We start from the raw sequence: 9,913 nt of genomic DNA, 5'->3' as shown, positions 1-9,913 counted from the left end.
GACGCGATTCGGACTTCCGATCAGTCGTCGTCCATCGGCGCGCTCACGGGTTCGACGCGCTCGCCGTCGGCCAGGGAGCCGACGAACTGTTCGGCGGCTACGAGAAGGTCGTCCGGCTCGATCATCGGGTCGACGCCGAGACGGTCCGCGGGGCCGTTCGAGAGCAGCTCCGAAGCCTCGCCGACCAGCTTCCGCGAGATGTGTTGACGATCGAGGCAACGGGCCTCGAGCCGGTCGCGCCGTTCCTTCACGATGCCGTGGTCGAGGCGGCGCTCCAACTGCCGGACGAGCTACTGGCCGACGAGGACGAACGAAAACGCGGGTTCCGACGGGTCGCAGCCCGGTACCTGCCAGCCGAGGTTGCCAGCAGGGACAAGAAGGCGGTCCAGTACGGCAGCCTCGTCGCCCGCGAACTCGATCGACTCGCCCGGCAGGCCGACTACAAACGCCGGATGGACGATCACGTCGGGAAGTACATCGTCTCACTGCTCGAAGACGAGGAGACACGGGCTGGCTCCGACTGACTGCATCACTGGTTCCTCAGGACGGCATCGGACAGAGGCTCGCAGTGAAGATCACCGTCTCGTCTGTCTCGTTTTCCGCACCGTGGTCCATACCGGGCTCGTGGTGGACGACTCCGGGGGCGTCGATTTCCTCGCGCTCATCGTCCTGAATCACGGTGACTGTCCCTTCGAGCACGTGGAAGACGTTCGTGCTCTCCGCGTGTTCGTGGGCCTCGAGTGCAGCGCCCGGCCCGAGCGCGAACGCCTTCACGAGCACGTCGTCGGTGACGATCAGTTCCGCGGTTTCGATCTCGCCGTCAGTCGGCTCGAGGTCGTCGATCGAATCGGCGTACGTATCGAGCATCCCTTCTCGATACGACGGACGACGCTATAACGGCAGGGGAAAGAGAGAACGGTTCGGAAAGAACGGGGCCGGAGAGACCGGTGAATCGCGACGGCCGAGCGCTCAGTCTTTCGTCTCGGTCGGTAGCTTGTTCGCCGGTTCCTGCGTGATGTTTTCCGAGACCGTGCGACGGTTAGCCTCGCCGATTCGGTCGGCGATTTCGCCCACGAGATCCTCGAGGTGGCGCTGGACCTCGCTGTCGTCGTCCTTGACGAGCGCCCCCTCGCTGCCGTCGGCCCCGAAGTCGGGGTGGATCGGGATTTCGCCCAGCAGCGGAACGTCGTACTTGTCGACGATGGTGTCCGCACCGCCGGTCCCGAACAGCCCGTGCTGGTCGCCACAGGACGGGCAGATAAACGAACTCATGTTCTCGACGACGCCGAACACCGGCGTGTCGTGTTTGTTGAACATCTGAATCCCCTTTCGAGTGTCGTCTAACGCCATCTCCTGGGGCGTCGTGACGACGACCGAGCCCGTCACGGGCATCGACTGCAACAGGTTCAGCGTCGCGTCGCCGGTCCCCGGCGGGAGGTCGACGATAAGGTAATCGAGTCGCCCCCACTCGACGCCCTCGAGGAACTTCATCATGAACTTGTTGACCATCGGCCCGCGCAAGATTGCGGGGTCGTCGTCGTCTTCCATCATCATCCCCATGCTGATGATGCGAACCCCGTCCGAGCGGGGCGGGACGATATCCTCGTTGGGCGTGACGCCGGGATCGCTCTCGGGCGGGAGGATCTGCGGAACGTTCGGCCCGTGGATGTCAGCGTCGAGCAGGCCGACCATCGCACCGCGTTTCTCGAGCCCGGCCGCCAGGTTGGCCGCGACCGTCGTCTTGCCGACGCCGCCTTTGCCGGAGGAGACGGCGATGACGTTGCGCACTTTCGGGAGGACCTCGTCGTCGAAGCCGTGTTCCTCGCCGACGTGGGCCCGCAGATCGGGCTCGAGGCCGGCGTCCTCGATGACGTCGCGGACCTGATTCCCGATCGCCATCTCGGAGGGTGCGTACGGCGCGTTGAACGCGAGCGAAATGCGGGCCGTCTCGTCGTCGATCGTGACGTCGTTGACCAGTCCGAGCGAGACGATGTCTTCGCCGATGTCCGGATCTTCGACCTCCTCGAGTTTGATCTCGAGTTCGTGTTCTGTGATGCTCATAGTGGCTGTGTTAGTCGGAGGAAGGGTGTGGAACGGGATACGTGTGATGGTTCGGGACCGAATCACTGCTGAACAGCACCGCTCACGGGTTGTCGGTCGCGAAAAATAAATCGGTGTTCGTTGTGCGACGGGCGACGGTTACGGCGGGCCGACGTTGCTGATCGGCTCCGGCGGGCCGCCGTAGAAGACGACGCCGATCAGGACCGTCAGGATGAACATCCCGACCCACATCGACGTCGTCAGTCCGACGAGGTAGCTCACGCCGAGCAGTCCGGTCTTCGTGTCGCGGGGTTCACCGAGGAACCACGCCGCGAGCATGATGTAGACCGGAACCAGGATGACCGCGAAGATGATCCAGGTCCCCTCGTTGGCGAAGCCGGTGAAGCCGGCGGTGCCGTCGTAGCCGTGGTACAGGAGTTCCGACGGGATCGTTGTCAGTGCTGGGTTCATGCTTCCACCTCGGGTTCGGTCACTTCGTCATCGTGTGCGTGGTCGCCGCGCAGGTGTTCGACCGCGTGGAGTTCGACCACTGGAACGAGCTTCGAGAGGTTGAGGAATAAAAGTGCAACCAGCGCAGTCGTTCCGACGAGAGAGAGCCACTCAATTACGCTCGGGAAGTAGGTCCCGGGTGTGTTGGCGTAGATGTCGAACGTCGGGTGCAGGAATCCCTCGACGACGAACAGGATCTTTTCGGTCAGGGTCCCGGCGAGGATGATACAGCTGGCGATGAGCGCTCGCTTCTTACTGAACAGGGCCGGACGGATTCCCTGCAGGAAGATGAACACGAGCGTGCCGAAGATCATCGTCATCGCAACCTGATAGACCGGGTGGGCGATCTTCGCCTCGATCGCGACCGCCTTGTTGGTCGGGCCCAGGAAGACGCCGTTGATGATCGTCTGCAGCTGGAACCACAGGAACAACAGGGTGAAGAATCCGAGCCACAGGAGCAGTCCCCGGAAGATATCGTCGGTGATGATGTGATCCCAGTCGTAGGCTCGGCGGAACGCGTAGGAGATGATCATGATGCCGCTGATCGCCGACATCAGCGCGATACTGAGGAACATCGGGCCCTGAATTGCGCCGGTCCAGCCGGGCATCGCCGGCAGGAGTGCGAACAGCCACGGGATCACGCCGCCGTGGAGCAAGAGGGGGGCCATGATGATGACTGCGGCTGCGAGCCACCAGACCATCCGATCGATGACCTTGTCTTCCTTCTCGCTGTAGCCGATAGTCAGTATCTTGTAGACCGGTTCGAACTTGTCCGGCAGATCGTCACGCAGACGGTTGACGTCGTAGCGCAACGTCAGCCCGAGATAGGTCGCCGACAGCACGAAGTAGGCCGTGATGACGGTCACGTCCCACACGAGCGGCGAGTTGTTAACCGTGATGTGGTAGTGGCCGATGACGCTCGTCACCATCCGGTCCGGACGTCCCATGTGGACCAGAATGTAGAAGCCGGCGGCCGAGAGGCCGCCGATCGTGGTCATCTCTGCGAGCCGGGCGACCGGCATGTACCGGTCCATATTGAGCAGGCGGACGGCGGCCGAGAGGATGATGCCGCCGTGAGCGACACCGACCCACCAGATGAACGCGCCGATGTACAGTCCCCAGGTCGAGCCGCCACCGCTCCCCCAGTCGCCGAGGCCGGTGACGATCAGCCCCTGCTGGAGCTGGTACGCCCAGGCGATGAGGAAGGCGACGAGACCCAGTGTCGCGGCACCGTACAGGATGAAATACTTCTTCGTGAGCGTGTTGATCGGACGAAGGATGTCCGCTTCCGTTGGCTCCTTCGTGCTCATAGCGACACCCCGTCAATGTGCCCGACCGTGCCTTCGTCGAGGTCTTCCTGGCGCTTGTCGAGCAGGTCGACGTCCTCGTAGGCGGTCGGCCCGTCGACCTGATGGGCCTCCGGACCGGGCTGTTGGCCGAGGTAGGTGATGTTCGGGTTCGTTCCGATATCTTCGAGCAGATGGAACGAACTCGGGTTGCCCGTGTACTGCTCGAGTCGGAACTGGGCCTGCTGTTCGCTGCCGTCGCCGAGTCCCAGCTCGTCGAGTGCGGATTCGCTGGTCAGGTCGACGTACTGCTGGAAGGCCTCGACGGCGGCGAGAACGTCCTGTTCGGCCGAGAGGATGCTGTTGTTCTCCTCGTCACTCGGCTCGGTCCCCTCACTGACGATATCGATCGCCTTCATGACGGCGAGTATGTCCACAGTGAGCCCCTCGATCTGCTCGATCGCGGTCTGGAGGTCGTCGCCCTCGCTGAGGGCGCTGTCGATATCGTCCGCGGACGGAGCCGATTTGCTGCTTTCAGTGCCGTTCGTCAGATGGACGATTGCGCGACTCTTGACCGGGTGCTCGCGGTGCTGGGACGGGTCGCTCTTCTCGTCGTTGACGTTGCCGAACTGGATCGCGTTCGGCGGACAGGCCGACTCACAGGCACTCGTGCCGACCTTTTCTTCTCCCTGTTTGCCGTCCTGCATGGACGGACACATCGTACACTTGCTCATCGTCCCGCGAGGTGCGCGACTGTCGACCCAGCGCTCGGCGTGGTCGTATTCGGCGTGCGTGATCTGATCGGGATTGTCGGGATTCTCGAGGCCGTCGATATCCTCGTAGGCCACGTCGGGTTCGTCCCACTGGAAGTAGTTGACGCCGTACGGGCAGGCGACCTGACAGTACCGGCAGCCGATACAGACGTCGTAGTCGGTCAACACGAGGCCGTCCTTGTCGCGCGTGTGACGCGCCGTCGTCGGACAGACCTTTTCGCAGGGAGCGTCCGTGCAGTGCTGGCACGGACGCACGAGCATATTGAAATCGCTCCCCATGTTGAAGTCGGTGTAGACGTCGTACTCGGAGCCTTCCTGGCCGTGGTGGGTCTCGTCCTCCCAGGCCATGACGTACATCCAGTTGACGCCCTGGTCGAGATCGTTCTCCTCGGTACAGGCAGTCATACAGGAGAGACAGCCGTCACACCGCTCGAGGTCGATCGTCATCCCCCACTGGGTGTCGTGCTCCTCGGTGCTCTCTTGGCGCGGGCCTTCGGCCATGCTGTGCTCGGGACCGTCGCTGACGGTGCCGAACGCACCGAGGCCGACGGCCGCCGCGCCGACGCCCATCTTCTTCATCGTCTCGCGACGGGTTTCATCCCCGTCGCCGTCGAACTTGTCGACCATTCGGGAGAACGTCCCCTTCGCCTCCTCCTGGGCCGCCTCGTAGGCCTCCTTGGTCGGTCGCTCGTCCTCGCCGAACTCCTCCATCACGTCCTCGTGATACTTCTCGTGGAAGTCGGCTTCGGAGAGTTCCCCCTTGGTGACCCGCATCGCGTCGCGGGCCATGTCCATCCCGAGCTGGCTGTCGTACTCGGTATCGTCGAGCATCGTCTCGAGTTCGCCTTCCCATTCGTCTCCGAGCGGGTGGAATGATTCGTCGTCCGTGCTCATTAGATCAGAACACCTCTGTATATGACGCTGGTGTCATGCCGAGAGTACTCGACGGCATGCACTTGAAATCGTTCATTTGTGGATCCTCGTTCCACGTCTCATAACCGTACTCGCATGAAGGAGTAAGCCGATTTCCACGCCATGAGAATCGAACCGATCATGTTCGCATGTATAAGTCAGTAGTTGCGTAAACCGGGTCTCGTATCCACTCGAGAGAGTTCTCTGACCGGAGTTGCGAAGTGTCACGGCGTGGTACATTTCCGTCGCATAACGCAGTTCGAGTCGCACCCAGCGCGACGGCGCGCCTCACACTCGAATCGATCCCCGGTACTGCAACATTCGGCCGTCAATTTTCGTCGGAGCGGCCCATTTACCGACGCGGACGGCAGAGAGGGGTCCCAAACCGGAGCGCGACGTCAGGGGATCGAATTACGTACTTGCAGCCGTTTCTTCGAACGGTTCTTCTCCGTCGGAGACGCTCGGGATATCTTCGACGAACCGCTTGACGATCGCTTCTTCCGCCCGGTGGAGCGTCTCGCTACACGTGGATTTGGCGATATCGAGGCGATCGGCCAGCTCCGTCAGTGAACTGCGCCGGGGGGTGTCGTAGTACCCCGCTTCGACGGCGGCGACGATCACCTCGAGCTGGCGGTCCGAGAGGAGCTGGCTCTCGTGGAGCCGCTCGCGGACGTGCTCGATCCGATACTGGAGGCCGAAGTTCTTGAGCTGTTCGGCGAGTTCGGCCAGTCGCTCGCGGGAGCCGGTGACGTCTATCGTCGCCTCGCCGTCCACGATCTCGACCGGCAGTTCGATCGGCATCCCCGACTCTCGAGCGGAGAACAGCAAGAGGGGAGCGGTCGTCTCGAAGTGAACCGTCGCCTCGTCGTCGCTCCACTGGGCGAGCGTGAGTTCGGTGATCTGCGGGTGTTCCTCCATGGCTTCGACCACGTCCGGAACCGCCGAACCGACAATTCTGACGAGGGCGAAACCGGTATCGGAGCCGGGGACGGCCGCGAGAACCCGAAAGCTCGACTCGGGGAAGTCCGTCGATATCTGCTGAATCCAGATCGACTCGGGCATCGTGAGCGTGAGGGTTGCGTGGGCCATACGAACCTGTTCCGTTCGGAGCTATATACCGGCGGTGACGAATATGTTCCGTAAATTCCCGGGTCGCGGGAAGATCAAACCCTGCGAACACGTTCGGACGAACGTCCAATCCGTCTCGGTTCGAACGACGGACCGATGGCGACCGAATCCGCGGACCGAACGCTCGACGTTCGAGAGATCGACGGTCCCTCGTTCGAGGATATCGTCACCGCACTCGAGGGGCTCGAGCGGAACCAACGGCTGATCGCACCGTTCGAACCGGTACCGCTCTACGAACGTGGATTTGCATACGAAAGCGAACAACGCGAGGGAGAGCTCTGGCGTGTGCGTATCGAGTACGCGTGATGCCGCCTTGTATTGACTTACGTACGCGCGCCTAAAAGACATCTATTTTCTCACCACGGCGGTTCCATCGAACGGCCGTCGTACCGATTTGTCCACACCGACATCCGTGCCGACTGAACTGAGGCCGCGACTGTCGAACGCACAGCGGCGGCTCGCGACCGGCCGGTCACGCCGAACGTGTTCGCACGAACCCCCACGGGGCAGCCGTTCCGACTCCCAACTAGATGACGCAACTCGACGTCAGAGACGTGCGGCCGATGAACCGCCACCCGACCATCCACGACGGGTTCGACGACCTCGAGCCGGGAGAGACGCTCACGATCGTCACCGATCACGAGCCCAAACCGCTGTTCTACGAGTTCCAGGCCGAAGTGGAGCGCTTCGACGCCGACGGTTACGAGGTCGAGCAACGCGCCCCCAACGAGTTCGTCGCCCGATTCCCGAAGCGGGACGTGTGATCCACGGCTGACGGAGATCTCCCGTTATTCCCACGGCGTCGATGACCGAATACGTGCGGGACGAAGGATAGACGGCGAGGGATCGAGCCGGCACATATGGAGACACTCGCTTCCGTCGTCGCCCGGACCGCTGCACCGGCCGATCGGCCGCGAGGCCGCCCTCGACGTGCGGACATTCGGCCCTCCGGATCCGCTCCCGCGCCCTCCGGATCCGCTCTATCGGACCCTCGAGCGTCTCGTCGATATGCCGGGCGAAACGGTACTGATCCAGTGCAACGACCGCGCCCCGCAGTCCTGCTACCCGAAGCTCGAGGACCGCGGCTATTCGTACGAGACCCCGAACTCGCGGACGAGGTCGTGACCGTCATCTGGAACGAGCGACGGGAAGCGATCCCGCGTCGAAGTGCTCGAGTAGCAACCCGGACAGCCGGTCAGGTTCCTCGTGGGGGACCCAGTGACTCACTCCCCGCAGCATCTCGAGGCGGCACTCCGCACAGAACGCCGCGCTGTCGACCGCCAGTGCGGGGACGAGCGTCGTATCGTCTTCGCCCCAGACGACGAGCGTCGGTGCGGCGACGCGGTCGATCGGCGGGTTCGGTGGATATCGCGCTGCCGCCCGGTACCAGTTGAGCATCGCGGTCAGCGCGTGATCCCGGCTCCAGGCCCGCCGGTACCGGGCAAGCGCCGTCTCGCTGAACGTTCCCGGTGGGGCCGTCTCGCGAAGCGCCCGCTCGAGGAGGCGATACTCGTCGTACCGGCACGCGAACTCGGGGAGCCACGGCAGTTGAAAACAGGGGACGTACCAGCTCCGACGCAGTTGCTCGAGGTTCGAGAGCAGCTGTCGACGGTAGGCGGTCGGATGCGGCGCGTTGACGACGGCGAGACGGTCGACGGCTCCGGGGAACCGACAGGCGAGATCCCAGGCGACGATCCCGCCCCAGTCGTGGCCGACGACGTGAGCGGCGTCCCGCCCCTCGGTCGCGATCAGGGCGACGATGTCACGCGCGAGTTCCGCCGTTCGGTACGCTCGCACTCCGTCTGGCTTCTCGCTGCGGTTATACCCTCGCTGATCGGGAACGAGGACGCGATAGCCGGCGTCGACGAGCGGGGCGATCTGCGATCGCCACTCGTACCAGTACTCGGGAAACCCGTGAAGCAAAACGAGCAGCGGATCCGATCGATCGCCGGCGGTGACGACGTGTAACTCGACCCCGTTGACCGTTCGACGGGTCGAATCCGCGTCGACCGTCGACGGGACCGCGGCCCCGATCTCCGCATCCGTCGCCGTCGATCGTCCGTTCGTTTCCATGGGATGTCTCCTGTTCCGTCTGTCGCCACGTTGATCCGGGAAGACTGTCCCGGCAGGGCTCGCTCTTCGAGCGGTTCGATCCGGTCCTGCGGGTCGTCACGTCCAGACGCGGAGACAGTCGGTCGAGCAGAAGTGGAGATCGACGCTCTCCTCGACGCCGCGTTCGACGTAGGTCGTTAGCGTGTACGCAACCTCGTCGGACTCGCAGTTATCGCAATCCATACGTTTCGTCCCGTGACAACTCCCTTGAGTATGAACTTATTAGCCGCATCGTCTGCACGGTTAGTACGATATTAGAACGGGGTAACATCGTATTGAAATCGCGGTCTCGTCCCCGTTTCGAACGCGGAGGGTCCGATCGACGATGCGAAGAGAGGCGATGCGAACCGTGACTGGCGGTCGTGGATCATCTCGCTCGAGGGGGTGGCGCTGCTCGGACTCGAGTCGCTCGCGCGACCGGTTTCGGATACCGTCCGCGGAGACGGCGATTCGATCCCCCGTTTCGTCCACTCGGTTCGGCGCCCGGGGTGGGGCGGTATCGAAACCCTTACTCTCCGGAGGCCGGTGCGAACACGTATGAGCGACGACGCCGTCAGTCCCGAGGAGGTCCGCCACGTCGCGGAGCTGGCTCGCGTCGACCTCGACGACGACGAGGTCGACCGGTTCGCCGGGCAGTTCGCGGACATCCTCGAGTACTTCGAAACCCTAGACGAGGTCCCGGAAGTCGATCGCGACGCCGACCTCGCGAACGTGATGCGACCGGACGAGGAACGCCCCTCGCTCGACAGCGAGGAGGCGCTCCGAAACGCGCCGGAAACCGAGGACGGCTACTTCAAGGGCCCCAACGTCTCGTGATCATGTCGGAGAATATCTTCATCACGGACGCGCGGATCGAGGGCGCCGACGACGGCCCGCTCGCGGGAACGACCGTCGCGGTCAAGGACAATATCTCCACCGAGGGCGTTCGAACGACCTGCGGCTCGCGGATGCTCGAGGAGTACGTCCCGCCCTACGACGCGACGGTCGTCTCTCGGCTGAAAGACGCCGGTGCGACCATCGTCGGCAAGGCCAACATGGACGAGTTCGGAATGGGGACGACCACCGAGACCTCTCACTTCGGCGCGACGGACAATCCCGCCGCACCGGGGCACGTTCCCGGCGGCTCCTCGGGCGGTTCGGCGGCCGCGGTCG

The 9,913-nt window shown here is 63.4% G+C and carries 14 protein-coding genes and 1 pseudogene; 6 read left to right on the top strand and 9 right to left on the bottom strand.

Annotation, left to right across the window (positions count from 1 at the left end):
• On the top strand, positions 1-524 hold a 524-nt coding region (locus PGX04_RS13215), incomplete at its 5' end, for an asparagine synthase C-terminal domain-containing protein (protein WP_273738925.1).
• Between the two features lie 16 nt (positions 525-540).
• Here PGX04_RS13215 and PGX04_RS13210 read toward each other — a convergent pair.
• From PGX04_RS13210 to PGX04_RS13185, 6 genes are all read right to left on the bottom strand, one after another.
• Positions 541-867: a cupin domain-containing protein gene (locus tag PGX04_RS13210; protein WP_273738924.1), complete on the bottom strand. Its 327-nt coding sequence runs from the start codon at positions 865-867 to the stop codon at positions 541-543.
• Between the two features lie 102 nt (positions 868-969).
• Positions 970-2,061, bottom strand: a complete 1,092-nt coding sequence (locus PGX04_RS13205; RefSeq protein ID WP_273738923.1) for an Mrp/NBP35 family ATP-binding protein — start codon at positions 2,059-2,061, stop codon at positions 970-972.
• 138 nt (positions 2,062-2,199) lie between these two features.
• Complete coding sequence (locus tag PGX04_RS13200; RefSeq protein WP_273738922.1) at positions 2,200-2,511, bottom strand: hypothetical protein; 312 nt, start codon at positions 2,509-2,511, stop codon at positions 2,200-2,202.
• Positions 2,508-3,860 (bottom strand): NrfD/PsrC family molybdoenzyme membrane anchor subunit, encoded by a 1,353-nt coding sequence (gene nrfD, locus PGX04_RS13195; RefSeq protein WP_273738921.1) that lies wholly within the window; start codon positions 3,858-3,860, stop codon positions 2,508-2,510. Before nrfD ends, PGX04_RS13200 begins: the two co-directional genes overlap by 4 nt.
• Positions 3,857-5,503 (bottom strand): 4Fe-4S ferredoxin N-terminal domain-containing protein, encoded by a 1,647-nt coding sequence (locus tag PGX04_RS13190; protein WP_273738920.1) that lies wholly within the window; start codon positions 5,501-5,503, stop codon positions 3,857-3,859. The genes nrfD and PGX04_RS13190 overlap by 4 nt, the downstream gene beginning before the upstream one ends.
• Before the next feature lie 429 nt (positions 5,504-5,932).
• On the bottom strand, positions 5,933-6,610 hold the full coding sequence (locus tag PGX04_RS13185) for a helix-turn-helix domain-containing protein (protein WP_273738919.1): 678 nt from the start codon (positions 6,608-6,610) through the stop codon (positions 5,933-5,935).
• A 135-nt stretch (positions 6,611-6,745) separates the two neighbouring features.
• Here PGX04_RS13185 and PGX04_RS13180 point away from each other — a divergent pair, with 135 nt between their 5' ends.
• The 3 genes and pseudogenes from PGX04_RS13180 to PGX04_RS13170 form a co-directional block, all read left to right on the top strand.
• The gene (locus tag PGX04_RS13180) at positions 6,746-6,955 is read left to right on the top strand and encodes a DUF2249 domain-containing protein (RefSeq protein WP_273738918.1); all 210 of its coding nucleotides are present in this window, start codon (positions 6,746-6,748) and stop codon (positions 6,953-6,955) included.
• Positions 6,956-7,179: 224 nt separating this feature from the next.
• Positions 7,180-7,413 carry a DUF2249 domain-containing protein gene (locus tag PGX04_RS13175; RefSeq protein WP_273738917.1) on the top strand — a complete coding sequence of 78 codons (234 nt, stop codon included), beginning with the start codon at positions 7,180-7,182 and terminating at the stop codon, positions 7,411-7,413.
• Positions 7,414-7,509: 96 nt separating this feature from the next.
• Positions 7,510-7,785, top strand: a pseudogene (locus tag PGX04_RS13170) (DUF2249 domain-containing protein); the annotation flags it as partial.
• Here PGX04_RS13170 and PGX04_RS13165 read toward each other — a convergent pair.
• The 3 genes from PGX04_RS13165 to PGX04_RS13155 form a co-directional block, all read right to left on the bottom strand.
• Positions 7,778-8,722 carry an alpha/beta fold hydrolase gene (locus tag PGX04_RS13165; RefSeq protein ID WP_273738916.1) on the bottom strand — a complete coding sequence of 315 codons (945 nt, stop codon included), beginning with the start codon at positions 8,720-8,722 and terminating at the stop codon, positions 7,778-7,780. The pseudogene PGX04_RS13170 and the gene PGX04_RS13165 overlap by 8 nt on opposite strands.
• 96 nt (positions 8,723-8,818) lie before the next feature.
• A complete protein-coding gene (locus PGX04_RS13160; RefSeq protein WP_273738915.1) occupies positions 8,819-8,944 on the bottom strand; it encodes a hypothetical protein in 126 nt (41 codons plus the stop codon).
• A 60-nt stretch (positions 8,945-9,004) separates the two neighbouring features.
• Complete coding sequence (locus tag PGX04_RS13155; protein WP_273738914.1) at positions 9,005-9,232, bottom strand: hypothetical protein; 228 nt, start codon at positions 9,230-9,232, stop codon at positions 9,005-9,007.
• 66 nt (positions 9,233-9,298) lie between these two features.
• Between PGX04_RS13155 and gatC the strand changes: the two genes are divergently transcribed.
• Both gatC and PGX04_RS13145 read left to right on the top strand, forming a co-directional pair.
• Positions 9,299-9,577 carry an Asp-tRNA(Asn)/Glu-tRNA(Gln) amidotransferase subunit GatC gene (gene gatC, locus PGX04_RS13150; protein ID WP_098727167.1) on the top strand — a complete coding sequence of 93 codons (279 nt, stop codon included), beginning with the start codon at positions 9,299-9,301 and terminating at the stop codon, positions 9,575-9,577.
• A 2-nt stretch (positions 9,578-9,579) separates the two neighbouring features.
• A partial coding sequence (locus tag PGX04_RS13145; RefSeq protein ID WP_273738913.1) for an amidase family protein occupies positions 9,580-9,913 on the top strand: 334 nt, incomplete at its 3' end.

Source organism: Natrinema soli (assembly GCF_028618695.1).
Note: the sequence above shows the minus strand (reverse complement) of the source record. Positions and strands in the feature narration are given on the sequence as shown.

Coding starts and splice junctions, on each gene's coding strand:
- PGX04_RS13210 (WP_273738924.1), bottom strand. CDS start 867: ATGCTCGATACGTACGCCGATTCGATCGACGACCTCGAGCCGACTGAC.
- PGX04_RS13205 (WP_273738923.1), bottom strand. CDS start 2,061: ATGAGCATCACAGAACACGAACTCGAGATCAAACTCGAGGAGGTCGAA.
- PGX04_RS13200 (WP_273738922.1), bottom strand. CDS start 2,511: ATGAACCCAGCACTGACAACGATCCCGTCGGAACTCCTGTACCACGGC.
- nrfD (WP_273738921.1), bottom strand. CDS start 3,860: ATGAGCACGAAGGAGCCAACGGAAGCGGACATCCTTCGTCCGATCAAC.
- PGX04_RS13190 (WP_273738920.1), bottom strand. CDS start 5,503: ATGAGCACGGACGACGAATCATTCCACCCGCTCGGAGACGAATGGGAA.
- PGX04_RS13185 (WP_273738919.1), bottom strand. CDS start 6,610: ATGGCCCACGCAACCCTCACGCTCACGATGCCCGAGTCGATCTGGATT.
- PGX04_RS13180 (WP_273738918.1), top strand. CDS start 6,746: ATGGCGACCGAATCCGCGGACCGAACGCTCGACGTTCGAGAGATCGAC.
- PGX04_RS13175 (WP_273738917.1), top strand. CDS start 7,180: ATGACGCAACTCGACGTCAGAGACGTGCGGCCGATGAACCGCCACCCG.
- PGX04_RS13165 (WP_273738916.1), bottom strand. CDS start 8,722: ATGGAAACGAACGGACGATCGACGGCGACGGATGCGGAGATCGGGGCC.
- PGX04_RS13160 (WP_273738915.1), bottom strand. CDS start 8,944: ATGGATTGCGATAACTGCGAGTCCGACGAGGTTGCGTACACGCTAACG.
- gatC (WP_098727167.1), top strand. CDS start 9,299: ATGAGCGACGACGCCGTCAGTCCCGAGGAGGTCCGCCACGTCGCGGAG.